At 72.0% G+C, this 18,678-nt stretch carries 20 protein-coding genes; 16 read left to right on the top strand and 4 right to left on the bottom strand.

What is annotated here, in order from left to right; all coding sequences use genetic code 11:
• The first annotated feature begins 4 nt into the window (after window positions 1–4).
• Genes murD through HUW46_RS01960 form a run of 7 tightly spaced genes read left to right on the top strand, consistent with a single transcriptional unit; the run spans window position 5 to window position 7,791 of the window.
• Entirely contained in the window at window positions 5–1,402 is a 1,398-nt protein-coding gene (gene murD / locus HUW46_RS01990; RefSeq protein ID WP_215545628.1) for a UDP-N-acetylmuramoyl-L-alanine--D-glutamate ligase, read from the top strand.
• The gene (ftsW, locus tag HUW46_RS01985) at window positions 1,389–2,858 is read left to right on the top strand and encodes a putative lipid II flippase FtsW (RefSeq protein WP_215545627.1); all 1,470 of its coding nucleotides are present in this window, start codon (window positions 1,389–1,391) and stop codon (window positions 2,856–2,858) included. Before murD ends, ftsW begins: the two co-directional genes overlap by 14 nt.
• Window positions 2,855–3,997, top strand: a complete 1,143-nt coding sequence (murG, locus tag HUW46_RS01980; RefSeq protein WP_254125718.1) for an undecaprenyldiphospho-muramoylpentapeptide beta-N-acetylglucosaminyltransferase — start codon at window positions 2,855–2,857, stop codon at window positions 3,995–3,997. The genes ftsW and murG overlap by 4 nt, the downstream gene beginning before the upstream one ends.
• Window positions 3,990–5,402 (top strand): UDP-N-acetylmuramate--L-alanine ligase, encoded by a 1,413-nt coding sequence (gene murC, locus HUW46_RS01975; RefSeq protein WP_215545625.1) that lies wholly within the window; start codon window positions 3,990–3,992, stop codon window positions 5,400–5,402. Before murG ends, murC begins: the two co-directional genes overlap by 8 nt.
• Before the next feature lie 6 nt (window positions 5,403–5,408).
• Window positions 5,409–6,227 carry a cell division protein FtsQ/DivIB gene (locus tag HUW46_RS01970; RefSeq protein WP_215545624.1) on the top strand — a complete coding sequence of 273 codons (819 nt, stop codon included), beginning with the start codon at window positions 5,409–5,411 and terminating at the stop codon, window positions 6,225–6,227.
• On the top strand, window positions 6,224–7,336 hold the full coding sequence (locus HUW46_RS01965) for a class I SAM-dependent methyltransferase (protein WP_254125716.1): 1,113 nt from the start codon (window positions 6,224–6,226) through the stop codon (window positions 7,334–7,336). The genes HUW46_RS01970 and HUW46_RS01965 overlap by 4 nt, the downstream gene beginning before the upstream one ends.
• Before the next feature lie 47 nt (window positions 7,337–7,383).
• Window positions 7,384–7,791 carry a nitroreductase family deazaflavin-dependent oxidoreductase gene (locus HUW46_RS01960; RefSeq protein WP_215545623.1) on the top strand — a complete coding sequence of 136 codons (408 nt, stop codon included), beginning with the start codon at window positions 7,384–7,386 and terminating at the stop codon, window positions 7,789–7,791.
• Window positions 7,792–7,976: 185 nt separating this feature from the next.
• On the opposite strand, the gene HUW46_RS01955 is transcribed toward HUW46_RS01960, so the two are convergent.
• From HUW46_RS01955 to HUW46_RS01940, 4 genes are read right to left on the bottom strand one after another with little or no spacing between them, the layout of a single operon-like run.
• Window positions 7,977–8,411, bottom strand: a complete 435-nt coding sequence (locus HUW46_RS01955; RefSeq protein WP_215545622.1) for an OsmC family peroxiredoxin — start codon at window positions 8,409–8,411, stop codon at window positions 7,977–7,979.
• Window positions 8,398–8,871: a MarR family winged helix-turn-helix transcriptional regulator gene (locus HUW46_RS01950; RefSeq protein ID WP_215545621.1), complete on the bottom strand. Its 474-nt coding sequence runs from the start codon at window positions 8,869–8,871 to the stop codon at window positions 8,398–8,400. Before HUW46_RS01950 ends, HUW46_RS01955 begins: the two co-directional genes overlap by 14 nt.
• A gap of 41 nt (window positions 8,872–8,912) precedes the next feature.
• Window positions 8,913–9,671 carry a DUF1295 domain-containing protein gene (locus HUW46_RS01945; RefSeq protein WP_254125714.1) on the bottom strand — a complete coding sequence of 253 codons (759 nt, stop codon included), beginning with the start codon at window positions 9,669–9,671 and terminating at the stop codon, window positions 8,913–8,915.
• A complete protein-coding gene (locus tag HUW46_RS01940) occupies window positions 9,668–10,933 on the bottom strand; it encodes an SAM-dependent methyltransferase (RefSeq protein ID WP_215545620.1) in 1,266 nt (421 codons plus the stop codon). Before HUW46_RS01940 ends, HUW46_RS01945 begins: the two co-directional genes overlap by 4 nt.
• Window positions 10,934–11,017: 84 nt before the next feature.
• Between HUW46_RS01940 and HUW46_RS01935 the strand changes: the two genes are divergently transcribed.
• From HUW46_RS01935 to HUW46_RS01895, 9 genes are all read left to right on the top strand, one after another.
• Window positions 11,018–12,295, top strand: coding sequence for an NAD(P)/FAD-dependent oxidoreductase (locus tag HUW46_RS01935; RefSeq protein ID WP_215545619.1), 1,278 nt, complete (start codon window positions 11,018–11,020; stop codon window positions 12,293–12,295).
• Window positions 12,289–13,023: a DUF1365 domain-containing protein gene (locus HUW46_RS01930; protein ID WP_215549613.1), complete on the top strand. Its 735-nt coding sequence runs from the start codon at window positions 12,289–12,291 to the stop codon at window positions 13,021–13,023. The genes HUW46_RS01935 and HUW46_RS01930 overlap by 7 nt, the downstream gene beginning before the upstream one ends.
• On the top strand, window positions 13,016–13,624 hold the full coding sequence (locus HUW46_RS01925; RefSeq protein ID WP_442860905.1) for a sigma-70 family RNA polymerase sigma factor: 609 nt from the start codon (window positions 13,016–13,018) through the stop codon (window positions 13,622–13,624). Before HUW46_RS01930 ends, HUW46_RS01925 begins: the two co-directional genes overlap by 8 nt.
• Window positions 13,621–14,385, top strand: coding sequence for an anti-sigma factor (locus tag HUW46_RS01920; protein ID WP_254125712.1), 765 nt, complete (start codon window positions 13,621–13,623; stop codon window positions 14,383–14,385). The genes HUW46_RS01925 and HUW46_RS01920 overlap by 4 nt, the downstream gene beginning before the upstream one ends.
• A 256-nt stretch (window positions 14,386–14,641) precedes the next feature.
• Window positions 14,642–15,964, top strand: coding sequence for a cell division protein FtsZ (ftsZ, locus tag HUW46_RS01915; RefSeq protein ID WP_215545618.1), 1,323 nt, complete (start codon window positions 14,642–14,644; stop codon window positions 15,962–15,964).
• 112 nt (window positions 15,965–16,076) lie between these two features.
• A complete protein-coding gene (gene pgeF, locus HUW46_RS01910) occupies window positions 16,077–16,781 on the top strand; it encodes a peptidoglycan editing factor PgeF (RefSeq protein WP_215545617.1) in 705 nt (234 codons plus the stop codon).
• Window positions 16,778–17,509 carry a YggS family pyridoxal phosphate-dependent enzyme gene (locus tag HUW46_RS01905; protein ID WP_215545616.1) on the top strand — a complete coding sequence of 244 codons (732 nt, stop codon included), beginning with the start codon at window positions 16,778–16,780 and terminating at the stop codon, window positions 17,507–17,509. The genes pgeF and HUW46_RS01905 overlap by 4 nt, the downstream gene beginning before the upstream one ends.
• Window positions 17,510–17,597: 88 nt before the next feature.
• Entirely contained in the window at window positions 17,598–18,206 is a 609-nt protein-coding gene (locus tag HUW46_RS01900) for a cell division protein SepF (RefSeq protein ID WP_215545615.1), read from the top strand.
• Between the two features lie 171 nt (window positions 18,207–18,377).
• Window positions 18,378–18,662, top strand: coding sequence for a YggT family protein (locus tag HUW46_RS01895; protein ID WP_215545614.1), 285 nt, complete (start codon window positions 18,378–18,380; stop codon window positions 18,660–18,662).
• The last annotated feature ends 16 nt before the right edge of the window (window positions 18,663–18,678 follow it).

The raw sequence follows: 18,678 nt of genomic DNA, 5'->3' as shown, positions 1-18,678 counted from the left end.
GCCGATGGAACTGGCCGGGAAACGGGTACTCGTCGCGGGCGCCGGGGTCACCGGGAAGTCGGTGGTCGCCGCACTGTCCACTCTGGACGCCCGGATCACGGTCACCGACGGCGACGCGGCCCGTCTGTCCGAATTGGACGGTCTGGGCGCGGAGCTGGCGCCGGGCCTGGCCGAGCCGCCCGACGGCACCGATCTGGTGGTGACCAGCCCCGGCTGGCGGCCGTCGGCGCCGCTGCTGGTGGCCGCGCGCGAAGCGGGTGTCGAGGTGATCGGCGACGTCGAACTCGCCTGGCGCGTCGGGCAGGGCCTGCCGGATCCGCCGAAGTGGCTCGCGGTCACCGGCACCAACGGCAAGACCACCACGGTCGGCATGCTCGAAGCGATCCTGCGCGCGGGCGGTGCCGACGCGGTTGCCTGCGGGAACGTCGGCTACGCGGTGCTCGACGCGGTGCGCGGCGGGCACCAGGTGCTCGCGGTCGAGCTGTCGAGCTTCCAGCTGCACTGGTCGAACACGCTCGCGCCGCACGCCTCGGTGGTGCTCAACCTGGCCGAGGACCACATCGACTGGCACGGCTCGCTCGCGGAATACGCCGCCGCGAAGGGCACGATCCACGCCCGCTCGGCCACCGTGGTCGCCAACGCCGACGACGAGATGAGCGTGCGGCTCGCGGCCGAACACGGTGCGCCGGAAGCGAACCGGGTCTCCTTCGGCCTGGGCATGCCCCGGGCAGGGGAACTGGGCCTGGTCGAGGATCTGCTGGTGGACCGGGCGTTCGTCGACGATCCGGCGCACGCCGCCGAAGAGCTGTGCGCGCTCGCCGACGTCCGCCCTCCCGGCCCGCACAACGTCGCGAACGCGCTCGCCGCCGCCGCGCTGGCCCGCGCCTACGGCGTGCCCGCCGACGCGGTCCGCAAGGGGCTGCACGACTTCACCCCCGGCGCGCACCGCGCGGTCGAGGTCGCCGAGATCGGCGGGGTCCGCTACGTCAACGATTCCAAGGCCACCAACCCGCACGCGGCCGCGGGTTCGCTGCTGGCGCACCCGGACGTGGTGTGGATCGCGGGCGGTCAGCTCAAGGGCGCATCGGTGGACGAACTCGTCGCGGCGGTCGGTGGCAGGCTGCGCGGAGTCGTGCTACTCGGTGTGGATTCGCCCGTGATCGGTGCCGCGGTTGCGCGACACGCGCCGGATGTCCCGGTCCGGCAGGTGTCTTCGGGTGACGATGAGGCCATGACTGCGGCGGTGAGTGCGGCCAGGGCCATGGCGCGCCCTGGTGACGTCGTGCTGCTCGCGCCCGCGGCCGCCTCGCTGGACATGTTCCGGAACTACGCGCATCGCGGTGACGCGTTCGCGCGGGCGGTCGACGCTCTGAAGGCGGAGACCCAGCATGACGGCGGTTGACGAAGGCAGGAAGACCGGCGAGAAGCGGGCACCGCGCCGCAAGCGGGAACGGCCGGAACGCGGCCTGGCGGCGGCGCGCACGGCGCTCACCGCGTGGCTGTCCCGCCCGCTCGCGTCGTTCCACCTGGTGCTGGCGATCTGCGGCCTGCTCACCGTGCTCGGCATCATCATGGTGCTGTCGGCGTCCTCGGTGTCCTCCTACGACCCGAAGACCGGCAGCGGCGTCTACGCCCAGTTCCAGAAGCACCTGATGTTCGTCGCGCTCGGCGCGGTCGTGTTCTGGCTCGGCCTGCGGGTTCCGCTGCGCAAGATCCGGCAGCTCTCGTCGACGGCGATGGTGGTCGGGCTCGGGCTGCTGATGCTCGTGCTGACCCCGCTCGGCGCCGAGCACTTCGGCTCCAAGGGCTGGTTCGATGTCGGCGGGTTCTCGCTGCAGCCGGTGGAACTGGCGAAGGTGGCGCTCGCGCTGTGGGGCGCGCACATCCTGGTCACCAAGTACGCGGTGCTGCACCAGTGGCGGCACCTGCTGGTGCCGGTGGTGCCCGCCGCGCTGCTCATGTTCGCGCTCGTGATGGCGCAGCCCGATCTCGGCGGCACGGTCACCCTCGGCATCGTGCTGGTGTCCCTGCTGTGGTTCGCGGGCGCCCCGAAGCGGCTGTTCGCGGTCATCTTCGGCGGCGGTCTCGCCGGCGTCGTGGTGCTGGCGCTGATCTCGCAGTACCGGCTCGACCGCGTGATGTCGTTCCTGAACCCCGAAAGCGACCCGACCGGCAAGGGCCTGCAGGCGAACCAGGCCAAGTACGCGCTCGCCGACGGCGGCCTGTTCGGCAAGGGGCTCGCGCAGGGCCAGTCCAACTGGGGATACCTGCCGAACGTGCAGCACGACTTCATCTTCGCGCTGATCGGCGAGGAACTCGGCTTCGTCGGCTGCGTCGGCGTGATGGGGCTGTTCGGCCTGCTCGCCGTCGTGGGGCTGCGGATCGCCGCGCGCAACCTCGACCCGTGGATCCGGATCGTGGCGGGCACGCTGACCGTGTGGCTCGTGCTGCAGGCGGCCATCAACATCGGCTACGTGGTGGGCGTCCTGCCCGTCACCGGCGTCACCCTGCCCCTGATCTCCTACGGCGGGACGTCGCTGGTGGTGACGATGCTGCTGTTCGGCATACTGGCGAACTGCGCTCGGCACGAGCCGGAGGCGGTGGCCGCACTGCGCACGCAGGGGCCGGGTAAGTTCGGTCGCCTGATGCGGCTCCCGGCACCGGAGCCGTACCGCCCGCCCGCGAAGAAGCGCGGCGGGGGCGGCGGCAGGCCAGGCTCGGCGAAAGGCAGGCCCACCGGACGCGGCGGCAGGCAGGCACAGCAGGCGGAACGCCGCAGGGCGCCCGCCCCGGCGCGCCGGACGGGGTCCAGGGTCGCGGCGCCACGCGGAAGTTCGACATGGAGAGGTCATCGGTGAGCGAGCCCGTCAAGGGATCCGAGAAGGCGGCGCGAGCGAGCGCCCCGACGATCGTGGTCGCGGGAGGGGGGACGGCGGGGCACATCGAGCCCGCGCTCGCGCTCGCGGACGCCGTCCTGCGGCTGCGGCCCGACGCGTCGGTCGTGGCGCTGGGCACCGAAAGGGGGCTCGAGACGAAGCTCGTCCCCGAGCGGGGTTACCCGCTGGAGCTGATCCCGCCGGTGCCGATGCCGCGCAAGCCGACCCCGGAGCTGCTGCGGCTGCCGATGAAGGTGCGCGACTCGGTCAAGCGCACCCGCGAGGTGCTCTCGAAGGTGCACGCGGACGTGGTCGTCGGCTTCGGCGGGTACGTCGCGCTGCCCGCCTACCTTGGCGCGCGCGGGCGGACGCCGATCGTCGTGCACGAGGCCAACAAGCAACCGGGGCTGGCGAACAAGGTCGGCGCGCGGTTCGCGAAGCGGGTCGCGGTGGCCGTGCCGGGCACCCCGCTGCCCGGTGCCGAGGTCGTCGGCATCCCGCTGCGGCGCTCGATCACCACGCTGGATCGCGCCGAACTGCGCGCGAAGGCGCGTGAGCACTTCGGCCTCGATCCCGACGCGCCGACGCTGCTGGTGTTCGGCGGCTCGCAGGGCGCGCGGACGATCAACACCGCGCTTTCCGCCTCCGCCAAGGAGTTCGCCGACGCGGGCGTCGGCGTCCTGCACGCGCACGGGCCGAAGAACACCCTCGCCGTGCAGGAGTTCCCCGGCAGGCCCGCCTACGTCCCGGTGCCCTACCTGGAGCGGATGGACCTCGCCTACGCCGCCGCGGACGTGGTGCTGTGCCGCTCGGGCGCGATGACCGCGGCCGAGGTGTCCGCGGTGGGGCTGCCCGCGGTGTTCGTGCCGCTGCCGATCGGCAACGGCGAGCAGGCCGTCAACGCGAAGCCCGCGGTCGACGCGGGCGCCGCGCTGCTGGTCGACGACGCGGACCTGACGCGGGCGAAGGTCGCCGAACTGGTGGTGCCGCTGGTGACCGACGCCGCGCGGGTGGCGAAGATGAGCGCGGCCGCGGTCGGGCTCGGCCACCGCGAGGCCGACGAGGTGCTCGCGAGGATCGTGCTGGAGGCGGCGGGGGCGAAGGTGACCGGCGATGACTGAGCTTCCGGAAGAGCTGCGGCGGGCGCACCTGATCGGGATCGGCGGCGCCGGGATGAGCGGCATCGCGCGGATCCTGCTCGCCAGGGGCGCGAAGGTGTCCGGTTCGGACGCGAAGGAGTCGCGTGCGTTCCTCACGCTGCGCGCCCAGGGCGCCGAGATCGCGATCGGCCAGCGCGCGGAGAACCTCGACGCCTTTCCCGAAGGCCCGTCGGCGGTCGTGGTGTCCACGGCGATCAAGGAGACCAACCCGGAACTGGCCGCGGCCCGTGACCGCGGTGTCACCGTGCTGCACCGCGCGCAGGCGCTCGCCGGGCTGATGGCGGGCCACCGGGTCGCCTGCATCGCCGGCACGCACGGCAAGACCTCGACCACGTCGATGCTCACGGTCGCGCTGCAGCACTGCCGCCTCGACCCGTCGTTCGCGATCGGCGGCGACCTCAACGAGTCCGGTGCGAACGCGCACCACGGCGAAGGCGGCCTGTTCGTCGCCGAGGCCGACGAGAGCGACGGGTCGTTCCTGACGTACTCGCCGTCGGTCGCCGTGGTCACCAACGTCGAACCGGACCACCTCGACCACCACGGCACCGCCGAGGCGTACGTGGCCGTGTTCACCGAGTTCGTGCGCCGCATCGAGCCGGGCGGCCTGCTCGTGGCGTGCGCCGACGACGGGCCCGCGGACGAACTGGCCGCGCGCGCCGAGGCCGAGGGCGTGCGCGTGCAGCGGTACGGGCACTCGGTGACCGGTCCCGACGACGCCAAGGTGCTCTCCTACACCCCGGCCCCGGACGGGGGAGTGGTCCGGATTTCCTTGCGGGGCACCGAAATCGACCTGCGCGTGGCGCTGCCCGGCGAGCACATGGCGCTCAACGCGGTGGCCGCGCTGCTGGCCGGGCTCGAACTCGGCGCGCCGCTGGACGGGCTCGTCGACGGGCTGGCCGCGTTCGGCGGTGTCCGCAGGCGCTTCGAGTTCAAGGGCCGCTCCGGGGACGTGCGCGTCTACGACGACTACGCGCACCACCCGACCGAGGTCGCGGCGCAGCTGCGCGCGGTGCGCCACGCCGCCGGGACGGGCCGCGTGGTCGTGCTGTTCCAGCCGCACCTGTACTCGCGGACCAAGACGTTCTCCGCCGAGTTCGCCGAGGCGCTCGGGCTCGCCGACGAGGTCGTCGTGCTCGACGTGTTCGGCGCGCGGGAGGAACCCGAACCGGGGGTGACCGGCGCGCTCATCGCCGATCAGGTCACCGGCGCGTCGGTGCGCTACGAGCCCGCGTTCGACCGCGCCGCGGTGCTGGCCGCGGACCTGGTGAAACCGGGCGACCTGGTGGTGACGATGGGCGCGGGCGACGTCACCCAGCTCGGGCCCGAGATCATCGCGGAACTGGACCGCAGGGGCGGGCACGGGTAGCCGCCGATGACCACGACCAAGGGCTCGACGAGGGCGGCGAAGCAGCGCGCGGACCGGCGGCGGGCGGCTCGCGCGCGCCAGGACCGCGAACCGCTGCAGCGTCGCGGCCGCCGTTCGTCGGTCGCGCGCCAGCGCACCGGCACCCGCCCATCGCGCCGCAAGGCGCTGCGGCGCCGGTGGGTGGCGCTGCTGACGGTGCTGGCCGCCGCCGGGATCGGCTACGTCGTGTTCTTCACCTCGCTGCTCGGCGTCAAATCGGTCGAGGTGTCCGGTGCGGGCGGCTCGGTCACCGCGGACGGCGTCCGCGCCGCGGCGGCGGTGCCCGATCGCGTCCCGCTGGTCCGGCTCGACACCGACGGCGTCCGCGAGCGCGTGCTCGCGATGCCGGGGGTGGCGACCGCGGACGTGTCGCGTTCGTGGCCGAACACCATCGAGATCGCGGTGACCGAGCGGACCCCGGTCGCCTACTTCAACAGCGGCGACGCGCTGCACCTCGTCGACGGCGGCGGGGTCGTGTTCAAGGTCGTGAAGGACAAACCCGCCGCGCTGCCCGAGATCAAGCTGCCGAAGGTCGGCCCCGAGGACCCGCTCACGCGCGCGGTGACCGGGGTGCTCGCCTCGCTGCCGCAGCAACTGCGCACCCAGGTCGTCGCCGTCGGCGCGGCGACGCCGGGCAGCGTGGAGCTGACGCTGGCCAGCGGCAAGACGGTGCGCTGGGGAGACGCCTCGCAGGGCGACCGCAAGGCGAAGGTGATCGCGGCGCTGCTCACCAGGGAAGGCAAGATCTACGACGTGTCGGCGCCGGAGCTGCCGACGGTTTCGTGAGCGACCCGCTCGCCGGTGCGCGCTGGCGGTCGGAAAGCGGTGCGCCGCGCCCGCGGCGCGCCGAGATCGCCGACGACCGGATGACCGCCGACGCAGCGTTCCGCCTGGCGTCGGCGGGTACGGCCTTGTTGTGGCACGGCGATTTCGTCAACGCGCGGCAACTGTTGAGCGCCATGGGCAGGCGCGTCGACCGGTCGCGCCGCCGCGTCCCGCTCGCGTCCACTGTGGACGAATTTCGCCGTCACCGGCAGGCGCGGTCGCGGCGGGCCCGCATCCTCGGCATGCTCCTGGTGCCGCTGGACGCCGAGTACGCGGTTCCGCTCCGGCGCGCCCCGGATGTCCGCGCCGCGTGCGAGGAGACCTACGGCGAGTCCGGCGGGCCCTCGGTGGTCGCGCTGACCGAGCTGCTCGGCGTGATCGGCGCGCACGAGTGGCGGCGCAAGGGCGTGGACGTGCCCGCGCTGGGCGCGAAGATCCATCCGCACTACGGCGTGTTCTCCCCGGTGCGGGGCGAGTACGTGGATTTGGTGGCCGACGCGCCCTTGCCGTCGGCCGAGCTGGCCTTCGACATCGGCACGGGCTCGGGGGTGCTCGCCGCGCTGCTCGCCCGGCGCGGGGTGGCGAAGGTGGTGGCCACCGACGCCGACGACAGGGCGCTGGCCTGCGCGCGCGACAACCTGGAACGGTTGGGGTGCGCGGAAACCGTCGACGTCGTGCGGGCGGACCTGTTCCCGCCCGGCCGCGCGCCCCTGGTGGTGTGCAACCCGCCGTGGCTGCCCGCGAAACCGTCGTCGCCGCTGGAACACGCTGTCTACGACCCCGGAAGCCGGATGCTGCGGGGTTTCCTCGAAGGGCTCCCGGAGCACCTTGCCGACGGCGGCGAAGGCTGGCTCGTGCTGTCGGACTTCGCCGAGCACCTCGGGCTCCGCACCCGCGACGAGCTGCTCGGCTGGATCTCCGGCGCCGGGCTCGCCGTGCTGGACCGCGCGGAGATCGCGCCGCGGCACCCGAAGGCCGCCGACCGCGACGACCCGCTGCACGGCGCCCGCGCTGCGGAGAAGACCTCGCTGTGGCGGCTGGGACGGGCGGATCTGGTGCCACGGCGGTAGTTTCGATCTTGTCACCGCTGGGGAGACGAGGAAAGGAACGGCGAACCGTGCCGGACGACTTCAACACCAAGATCATCGAGGAGTTCCGCGCCAACGGCGGCAAGGTCGGCGGCCCCTTCGAGGGCGGGGACCTGCTGCTGCTCACTCACACCGGGGCGAAGTCGGGGAAGCCGAGGGTGTCCCCGCTGGCCTACGTCTCCGACGGCGACCGGTACGTGATCATCGCGTCGAAGGCGGGCGCGCCGGAGAACCCCGCCTGGTACCACAACATCAAGGCGAACCCGGAGGTCACGATCGAGGTGGGCACCGAGAAGCTCACCGCGACCGCGCGCCAGGTGGAAGACGACGCCGAGCGCGACGCGCTCTACGCGCGCATGGTGGAGAAGATGCCCGGTTTCGCCGACTACGAAAAGAAGACCACCCGCCGCATCCCGGTCGTCGTCCTGGAACCGTAGAGCGGGTCGCGCGTGCTTCGAAGGATGCCCCTCTAGCGGTGGAGTGCCTTGAAGAACGCTTGTGCGGGGATCTGCCTGGTGCCCCGAAGGTGGCTTTCGGGGACTTGAGCGCCCCGAAGGTCACTTTCGGGGCACGCGCGTCAGCCCTGGAGGCCACCATCAGGTGGCCCCCAGGAGCGAAGGGGTCAGGCGAGTGCGGCGTCCAGGGTGATGGTGGTGCCGGACAGCGCCTTGCTCACCGGGCAGGTCCGCTCGGCGGTCTTCGCGAGCTCGGCGAACTTGTCCGCGTCCACGCCGTCGATCTTCGCGCGCAGCGTGATCGCGATGCCGCTGATCTCGAAACCGCCGCCCTGGGCGGGGCCGAGCGTCACTTCGGCGCTGACGTCGATCGAGTCCGCGACGAGCTGCTGCGATTCGAGCACGCCGGACAGGTTCATCGCCAGGCACGACGAGTGCGCGGCGGCGATGAGCTCCTCGGGGCTGGTCTGCCCGTCCGGGTTGCCCGCGCGGGTCGGGAACGAGACGGCGAACGTGCCCGCGTTGGACGAGTCGAGGGTGACCTCGCCCTTGCCCTTCTGCAGACCACCGACCCAGTGGGTGGTGGCGTCACGACTTGGCATGGCTTCCTCCTGATTCGGGTGTGTTCGCGACGGCCGATTCGGTGACTCGTCGCAGGATGGTGACCAGTGCCCGCCGCTCGTCGTCGTCGAGGCCGAGCGCGCAGCCGATCGCGGGCGGGACTTCGACCGCCCGCTCGCGCAGCGCCTCACCCTTCTCCGTGAGGTTGATGGTGACGCTCCGCTCGTCCGTGGCGAGCCGGCGGCGCGCCACCAGCCCGTTCGCTTCGAGCCGTTTGAGCAGCGGGGACACCGTGCCGTAGTCCAGGTGCAGCGCCGCGCCGATCTCCTTCACCGGCCGGGCGTCCCGTTCCCACAGCACCAGCAGGACCAGGTACTGGGGATAGGTGAGCCCGAGTTCGGCCAGCAGCGGCCGGTACACGTCGGTGACGGCCCGCGACGCCGCGTAGAGGGCGAAGCAGGCCTGCTCTTCGAGGAGGAGGTCGCGGTCGGAAGACGGCATGCCAAAAACATAGCCCACGATTACATCGTGCGCAAGGTAAATCAGCGCGGCGGGAGCGGGAAGAACCCGCTCGTGCGCTCGACGTAGCTCGCGTACGCCGGGCGGCGCTCCCGCATTCCCTTCTCCAGCAACGGTTTCCCGGTCCCGCGCGCGAGCGTGTAGGTCATCACCACCGGTGAGAGGATCGTCGCCGCGCCCGGCCACCAGGTGCACGCGAGCAGGTACAGGCCCCACCACAGGCACGCGTCGCCGAAGTAGTTCGGGTGCCGGGTGTAGCGCCACAGTCCGGTGTCGAGCACCTCGCCCCGGTTCGCGGGATCGGCCTTGAACCGGCGCAGCTGTTCGTCGCCGACCGCCTCGAAGGCGAAGCCGATCAGCCACACCGCGACCCCGAGCCACGCGGTGACGGTGAACCCGTGCCCGTACTGCGCGAACTGCACCGGCAGCGACACGAACCACAGCACCACGGCCTGCAGCAGGTACACGCGCACGAAGATCCGGCCGGGCCCCGCGTGCTCGGCCATGCGCGCGTATCGCGGGTCCTCCGGCAGCCCGCGGTTGCGCAGGTGCAGGTGCGCCGAGAGCCGGACACCCCACACCACGGTCAGCGCGGTCACGGTGAGCCGGAGCGCGAAGTCCCCTTCGGACAGTCCGAACGCGACGATGGCGACCACGGCGAATCCGAGGCCCCAGAACGTGTCGATGGTGTCGTAGCGCCGCCGCGCCAGCGCGATCCCGAACGTGACCGTGACGGCGGCCAGCGTCGCGGCGGCGGTCCACGCGAGCGTCGCGCCGATCACGGCCAGTCCCTCGTCGCGGGCATCCCGCTCGCGCCGGACGCGGTGGGTTTCGCGGCCACGACCTGGTCCACGCCCATCCGGTTCTCCTCGAAGGCCAGCGCGCCGCCTGCCAGGTAGAGCCGCCACACCCGGGCCCCCGCCTCGCCGATGAGCGCGACGACGTCGTCCCAGCGCGCTTCGAGCGTTTCGGCCCAGGCACGGACCGTGCGCGGGTAGTGCTCGCGCATCGCGTGCACGTCCCTGATCTCGAACCCGGCCCGTTCGAGGTGGCCGAGCGTGGCGCTGACCGGGCGCATGGTCATGTCGGGTGCGATGTACCGCTCGATGAACGCGCCGCCGCCCGGCGCGACCGCGCCCCGCGACATCTGCTGTAGCACCAGCCGCCCGCCCGGCCTGAGCATGCGGTGCAGGACGTCCGCGTAGGCGGGGTAGTTCTCGTCGCCGACGTGTTCGCCCATTTCGATCGAGGCCACCGCGTCGAACGGTGGGTCGATCAGCTCGCGGTAGTCCTGGCGCCGCACCTCGACGCGGTCTTCGAGATCGAGTGCCGCCACCCGCGACCGGATGTGCTGCAGCTGCTGGGCGGACAGCGTCACCCCGACCGCGTCCACGCCGTGGTGCTTGGCGGCGTGCACCAGCAGCGAACCCCAGCCGCAGCCGACGTCGAGCAGCCGCATCCCGGGCTTCAGCCCGAGCTTGCCGCACACCATTTCGAGCTTGTCCCACTGCGCCTGCGCGATGCCGTAGCCCGGCGCTTCGGACGTCCAGTACCCGCTCGAATACGCCATCGATTCGTCCATCAGGAGCTGGTAGAAGGCGTTGCTCAGGTCGTAGTGGTGCGCGATGGCCGACCGGTCGCGCAGCAGGCTGTGCCGTTTCCCGGTCAGCCGCGCCTCTTCGGCGGGCGGTGCGGGCGGCGGACCCAGCACGCCGAGTCCCGCGGCGAGCTTCAGCGCACCCGCCCAGTTCTTCGGTCCCCTGTGGACGGACGAGCCGGAGCGGTTCAGCGCCCACACGCGGCGGAAGCCCTCGGTGAGGTCGCCTTCGACGTCGAGGTCGCCGGAGACGTAGGCGCGGGCGAGGCCGAGCTCGCCCGGCGCGTAGAGCAGCCTGCGCAGCGCCCGCCGGTTCTTCAGCACCACCACCGGCCCGTCGCGCGGTCCGGCGCGGCCGCCGTCCCAGGTGCGCAGCCCCACCGGCAGCGCGCCGCCGAGCAGGGACGCGGTGTACTTCGCGAGTCGATCCGCGGCAGTCGTAGCCATATCGGGGCTTCGGCGCCCGTGCCCGCGCGGATGGGCCGGTGTGGTGCGCGTCACGCGACCAATCCGCGGCGGCAGCGGCGGCGAATGCCCGGCGTGGAGACGACGAGAGAGCGAATCGGGGTCGTGGGCAGCGGGATCGCCGGGCTCACCGCCGCCTACCTCCTGCAGCGGCGCTACGACGTGCTGTTGTTCGAGGCCGACGGCAGGCTGGGCGGGCACGCGCACACCCACGACGTGCCGAGCGCGCACGGCGGGACGATCGGGGTCGACTCCGGGTTCATCGTGCACAACGAGCGCACCTACCCGAACCTGATCCGGCTGTTCCGCGAGCTGAACGTGGCGACGAAGGAAACCGAGATGTCGATGAGCATCCGGTGCGGCGGCTGCGGGCTCGAATACGCCGGGGCGAAGGGCGCGCGCGGCCTGTTTTCCCGGCCGGGCAACCTCGCCCGCGCCGCCTACGTGCGCATGCTGGCGGAGGTGAAGCGGTTCCACCGGCACGCCGCGCGCGTGCTCGATTCGCCGGAGGCCGGTGACGTCACGCTCGGCGCGTTCCTCGCGATCGGCGGGTACAGCAAGTACTTCCTCGACCACTTCATGCTGCCGCTGGTGTCCACGGTGTGGTCCGCCGACCGGGGTGACACGCTGCGCTACCCGGCGCGGCACCTGTTCGCCTTCCTCGGCAACCACGGCATGCTCTCGGTCGGCGGCTCCCCGACGTGGCGCACCGTCGCGGGCGGGTCGCGGGAATACGTCGAGCGCGCCGCGAAGCAGCTCACCGCGGTCCATCTGTCCACTTCGGTCCGCGCGCTGACCAGGACCGGCGGGCGGGTGGAAATCCGCGACGACGGCGACACCGTGCACACCGTCGACCGCGTCGTCGTGGCCACGCACCCGGACCAGGCGCTGCGGGTGCTGGCGAACCCCACGGACGCCGAGCGCGACGTGCTCGGCGCGTTCCGGTATTCGAAGAACGACGCGTGGCTGCACACCGATTCGTCGATCCTGCCCGCCGCCGAGTCCGCGCGGGCGGGCTGGAACTACGCGAGCGCGCACTGCGGCGCCGACGGCGGCGCGGTCCAGATCAGCTACGACCTGAACCGGCTGATGCGGCTGGAGGAGCCGACCCGCTACGTCGTCACGCTCAACCCGGCGGTACCGCCGCCCGCGACGGCGGTCGTCGCGCGGATGACCTACGACCATCCCGTCTACACGCCGGAATCGGTCGCGGCCCAGCGCAGGCTGCCGGAGCTGAACACCGCGACGATCGCCTACGCGGGCGCCTACCACGGCTGGGGCTTCCACGAGGACGGGTGCGCCTCGGGCGTGCGCGCCGCGGAATCGCTGGGGGTGCGCTGGTGACGCCCGCCCTCTACGACGCCACGGTCGCGCACGTGCGACGGGGAACCCCGCCGAAGTCGTTCGCGCACCGGATCTTCCTGTGGTTCGTCGACCTCGACGAGCTGCCGCACCTGCCGCGCTGGCTTCGTCCCTTCGCGCGCTTCGACACCCGTGACCACTTCCGCGCGGACGACCCGCGCCCGATCCGGTCCAAAGTGGACGCGTGGCTGGCCGGGCGCGGGGTCGACCTCGGCGGCGGCCGGGTCGTCATGCTCGCCTCGGCCAGGGTGCTCGGCCACGTGTTCAACCCGATCAGCCTCTACTGGTGCCACCGCGCGGACGGCACGCTGGCGGGTGTGGTCGCCGAGGTGCACAACACCTACCGCGGCAGGCACGCCTACCTGCTGCACCCCGACGCGGGCGGATTCGCCAGCGCGGGCAAGGAGTTCTACGTGTCCCCGTTCCAAACCATGGCGGGGGAGTACCGGATGAGCCTGCCCGAACCGGACGGCCTGCTCGCCGTCACCGTGGCGCTGCGCCAAGGCCGGGAGACCCCGCTCGTGGCCACCCTGCGCGGAGTGCGCCGCCGTGCCACTGTTCGGGAGGTCGCGCGCATGGCGCTCCGGCGCCCGCTGGTGCCCCAGCGGGTTTCGGGCCTCATCCGCGCGCACGGGATCGCGTTGTGGGCCAAGGGCGCGCGGATCAGCCGCCGCACCGCCGCGACGACGGGAGGGGAGTTCCGTGGATGAGTCCGCGAGGCGGCGGCCGCGCGCCGTCGGCACTCCGCCCCAGCCGGTGGAGGGGCCGACGCCGGAGGAGCTGCTGGTCGAAGTCGCGAAGGGCGACGAGCGCGCCTTCGAGCAGTTGTACGACCGGCTCGCCGGGCCGGTTTTCGGCCTGGTGCGGCGGATCCTGCGCGATCCGGCGCAGTCCGAGGAGGTCGCGCAGGAGGTCCTCGTCGAGCTGTGGCGCACCGCGACGCGGTATTCGCCGGAGCGGGGGAGCGCGATGAACTGGGCGATGACGCTGGCGCACCGCCGGGCCGTCGACCGGGTGCGGTCGGCGCGGGCTAGCACCGACCGCGAGGAGAAGGCCACCTTCGAAGCGAGCCGGAACCGGCCCTTCGACGAGGTGTCGGAATCGGTGCACGCGCGGTGGGAGCGGCAGCAGGTGCGCAAGTGCCTGTCGCACCTGACCGAACTGCAGCGCGAATCCGTGGTGCTGGCCTACTACCAGGGTTATACCTATCGAGAGGTCGCCGACGTGCTGTCGACGCCGCAGGGGACGGTGAAGACCCGCCTGCGGGACGGCCTGATCAGGCTGCGGGACTGCTTGGGGGTGATGGCGTGAGCACGCCGGAGATGCACACGCTGGCGGGCGCTTTCGCGGTCGACGCGTTGAGCGAGCACGAAAGGGCGCGGTTCCAGCGCCACCTCGAAGAGTGCGAAGCCTGCGCGCAGGAGGTGCGCGAGCTGCGGGCGACGGCGGCGAGGCTCGGCGCCGCGGTGGCCGAAGAGCCGCCCCCGGGGCTGAAGGCGAAGGTGATCGCCGAAGTGCGCGAGACGGTCCAGCAGCCGCCCAGCGTCGAGCCGCCCCCGGAGCGGTCGCGGCGCGGTTCCCGGGCGCCGCGCTGGGTCGTGGGGATCGCGGTGGCGGCGGCGGTCGCCGGGCTCGCGCTGGCCGGGGTGTTCGGGGGTATCGCCTTGAAGTCGCAGAGCGAGCTGACCGCGGCGCAGCAGCAGATCACCCAGGCGAAGGAGCGCTACGCCCCGGTCGCCGAACTGCTCGCCGCGCCGGACGCCAGGACCGTGCACGGCGCGGCGTCGATCGGCGGCGGGGGCACCGTCGTGATGTCGGCCTCGCTGAACAAGATGATGTTCATGGCCTCGCGGCTGCCGCCGCACGGCGAAGGCCGGGACTACCAGGTGTGGCTGATGACCCCGGGTGCCGCGCCGCGTTCGGCGGGCGTGCTGCCCGCGGGGCCGGAGGGCGGTCAGCTCGTGCTCGCGTCCGGGGTGGACGGAACCACGCAGGTGGCGCTGACGATCGAGCCGGGCGGCGGTTCCCCCGCCCCCACTTCGAATCCCGTGCTGAGCGTTTATACGGCGTGAAGCGGGATGCTCCCGGACGCGGAAATACCGTTGTCCGAGGGCGTTTCGCCGCGCACGAGAAAAATCCTTGTGGCGAAACACCTTTCGCGACACGCCGCGTGGCTGCTGGATTCGTGACCTCGGTGTCCCTACGGTTCTCCAGCAACGCCGGTAGTTGACATAACTCTAACCATAAACTTGAGGTTGAGGGTTTGGGGCAGGGTTGGTCAGCGTCCGGCGGGCGGTACGAGAAGTCACGATCAGGAAGGCGGACCCGATGACGCCCCCGCACAACTACCTTGCGGTGATCAAGGTCGTCGGCATCGGCGGAGGCGGCGTGAACGCCGTCAACCGCATGATCGAGGTCGGCCTCAAGGGTGTCGAGTTCATCGCGGTGAACACCGACGCGCAAGCACTGCTCATGTCCGACGCCGACGTCAAGCTCGACATCGGCCGGGAACTGACCCGCGGCCTCGGTGCCGGCGCCGCCCCCGAGGTGGGGCAGCGCGCCGCCGAGGACCACCGCGAAGAGATCGAAGAAGTGATCAAGGGCGCGGACATGGTGTTCGTGACCGCGGGGGAGGGCGGCGGCACCGGTACCGGCGGCGCGCCCGTCGTCGCGCAGATCGCCCGCAAGCTCGGCGCGCTCACCATCGGCGTCGTCACGCGCCCGTTCTCATTCGAGGGCAAGCGGCGCAGCAAGCAGGCCGAAGAGGGCATCCAGCAGCTGCGCAACGAGTGCGACACCCTCATCGTGATCCCGAACGACCGGCTGCTCCAGCTCGGCGACATCGGCGTCTCGCTGATGGACGCGTTCCGCTCGGCGGACGAGGTGCTGCTCTCCGGTGTCCAGGGCATCACCGACCTGATCACCACGCCCGGTCTGATCAACCTCGACTTCGCCGACGTCAAGAGCGTGATGTCCGGCGCGGGCAGCGCACTGATGGGCATCGGCTCGGCACGCGGCGAGGGCCGTGCCGTGCAGGCGGCCGAGAAGGCGATCAACTCGCCACTGCTCGAGGCCTCCATGGACGGTGCCCACGGTGCGCTGCTGTCCATCGCGGGCGGCTCCGATCTCGGCCTGTTCGAGATCAACGAGGCCGCGTCGCTGGTGCAGGAGTCCGCGCACCCCGAGGCCAACATCATCTTCGGGACGATCATCGACGACTCGCTCGGCGACGAGGTGCGGGTCACCGTGATCGCCGCCGGGTTCGACGCCGGTGCCCCGACGCACAAGAAGCTCGAGCCGGAGGCCGTCGGCCTGCGCGGCAACGGGTCCTCGCCGAACACCGCGTCCGCCGAAGCGGGCCGGGTCGGCGGGAACGGCTCGGCACCGCACCAGCAGCCGCACAACCCGGCGCCGACCGGGGCCACCCCGGTACCGCCCGCGGGCAACGGCTTCCCGGTGACCCCGCCGCGCACTCCGACCGGCAGCACCCCGCCCGGCGGCCTTCCGCAGCCGGGCGCGTCCCGTGGCGGCTACCCGCCGCCGCGGAGCACGCAGGGCAGCACCCACGGCAGCCTGCCCGGCCGCGCGGTCCCGGTCACCGACGACCCGTCGGACGACGACGTCGACGTGCCGCCGTTCATGCGCCGCTGACTCGTTCCGGCCAAGGCCACCTCGACCGCGCCGTGGTCGAGGTGGCCTTCGGTCTTTCCGGTGTGTGTGGTTGGGTTGGTGCTGAAGGGTTTTCCGGGTACCGGGAGGGCTTGTGCGGGTTCGGCGGGTGGTCACCACGAGGGCGGGCGGACAGTCGCGGCCACCCTTCGATTCCTTCAACCTCGCGGACCACGTCGGCGACGAAGAAGGCGCGGTGTTCGCCAACCGCAAGCGCCTCGCCGCGGAACTGGGCCTGCGCGAGGACCGGCTCGCCTGGATGGAACAGGTCCACGGCCGCACCGTCACCACGGTCGACGGCACCGAGACCGCGGCGGCCGAGGCGACCGACGCGCTGGTCACCGCGACACCGGGGGTGGCCGTCGTGGTGCTCGTCGCCGACTGCGTCCCGGTACTGCTCGCCGACGCCGAAGCGGGCGTCGTGGCGGCCGTGCACGCGGGCCGCGTCGGCGCCAGGATCGGCGTCGTCCCCGCGACCCTCGAGGCGATGCGCGCCGCGGGCGCCGAGACGAGCCGGATCGAGGCGCTGCTCGGCCCGGCGATCTGCGGAGAGTGCTACGAGGTGCCGCGGCAGATGGCCGACGACGTCGAGGCGCACCTGCCCGGAAGCGTGTGCAAGACCCGCAAGGGCACGCCGGGCCTCGACCTGCGCGCGGGCCTGTGGCGCCAGCTCGCCGACGCCGGGATCGGCAAGCTCGGCGCCGATCCCCGGTGCACCGCCGAAGAGGACACGTTGTTCAGCTACCGCCGCACCGGCACCACCGGCAGGCTCGCGGCGCTGACCTGGATCGAGCCGTGAGCGAACAGCGGCGAGCCGAACTCGCCGAATCGCTCGCGGAGGTGCGCGCTCGGATCGGCGCCGCGTGCGCGGACGCCGGGCGCGACCCCGGCGAGGTGCGCCTGCTCGCGGTGACCAAGACCTTCCCCGCCTCCGACGCCGCGCTGCTCGCCGAGCTCGGGATAACCGATCTCGCCGAGAACCGCGACCAAGAGGCCGCCGTGAAGGCGCGAGAGCTCTCGGAACTCCCGATCCGCTGGCACATGGTCGGCCGGATGCAGCGCAACAAGGCGCGCTCGGTCGCGAGGTGGGCCTCCGAGGTGCAGTCGGTCGATTCGCCGCGGCTGGCCGAAGCGCTCGCCAAGGCCGTCCGCGCCGCGCTCGACGCCGGTGACCGTGCGCAACCGATGGACGTCCTCGTCCAGGCCTCCCTCGACGACCCTCAGACGGACGCTGAGGGCCGCGGAGGGTGCCCGCTGGACGAACTGGCCGCACTGACGGAAGTCGTAGCGCATTCGAGTGAACTCCGGCTCCGCGGGCTGATGGCGGTCGCTCCGCTCGGCGCGGACCCGGCGCCCGCGTTCGCCAGGCTCGCCGAGGCGGCGGAACGGACCCGGCGCGACCATCCGGAGGCGACCGAACTGTCCGCCGGCATGAGCGGTGATCTCGATGTGGCCATCCACCACGGCTCGACGTGTGTGCGTGTCGGAACCGCGTTGCTCGGTGGGCGCGGTTTAGCCTCGCTCTAAGGGAGTTGCACCCGGCCTGGATCGCCTGTTTGATCTCGGGTACCGCCGGGTAGCAGGTGGCGAGGAGCGGCTAGGGCTAGGGAGAGGCATGAGCGCGCTACAGAAGCTGAAGGCCTACTTCGGTATGGTCCCGGCCGACGAGGAAGACGGCGTCGGTTACGACGAGTTCGACGACGACTACCGGCGCGGCTACGCCGCGGACGAGTTCGACGGCTACGAACAGCAACCGGCCAGGTCGCGCGGACGGTACCGTTCTGATGATTTCGAGGACACCGGCGTGCGGCCGCGCGCACGCTCCGGGTTTTCCGCCCCGGAGCCCGCGGTGCACGGCGCGCTGGCGGTCGACCGCCAGCCGGAGCCGATCGCGCGGCTGCGCCCGGTTCCGGAGGCGCCGCGGTCGGCGCCCGTGCGCGACCCGCTGAGCCGGATCACCACGCTGCACCCCACGAGCTACCTCGAAGCGCGCGCCATCGGCGAGCACTACCGGGACGGGGTGCCGGTGATCATCAACCTGACCGAGATGGAGAACGCGGACGCCAAGCGGATCGTGGACTTCGCGGCGGGGCTGGCCTTCGCGGTGCGCGGCTCGATGGACAAGGTGACGAACAAGGTGTTCTTGCTCTCACCGCCCGACGTCGACGTGACCGCCGAGGACCGCAGGCGGATCGCCGAAGGGGGACTGTTTCTGCGCCAGTGACTCTGTGGTGACCATCGATGCGCATCCGGTGAACGGAATCGGGTGCGACGACCAGGTTTCGGCGGACGGAACAGTGCGGAAAAAGTGATCTTCCCAACCGGGTGAGCCTCGCGGCGGCCCGGTCGGTCCGTCGATGTCCGTCTTCAAACGGCCGTGTGGCAGAGTGGTGTTGTGGAAGTGGTCTGGACTGTCGTCTGGTATGTGCTGTTCGCGTTCTGGCTGCTGCTCACAGCGCGTGTCGTGGTCGAGCTCGTGCGAGCGTTCGCACGAGAGTGGCGTCCCGCCGGAGGGGTTGCGGTGACGCTGGAGACCATCTACACAGTGACCGACCCGCCGGTGCGATTGCTCCGGCGGATCATCCCGATGGTGCGGATTGGCGGCGTCGGACTGGACTTATCGATTATGGTGCTGCTGTTGGTCGTGTTCATACTGATGCGACTGGCACAACCCGGGTGATCGGGGAACCCGGGTG

Source organism: Amycolatopsis sp. CA-230715 (genome assembly GCF_018736145.1).
GTDB lineage: Bacteria > Actinomycetota > Actinomycetes > Mycobacteriales > Pseudonocardiaceae > Amycolatopsis.
This window is presented reverse-complemented; position numbering and strand designations above follow the sequence as displayed.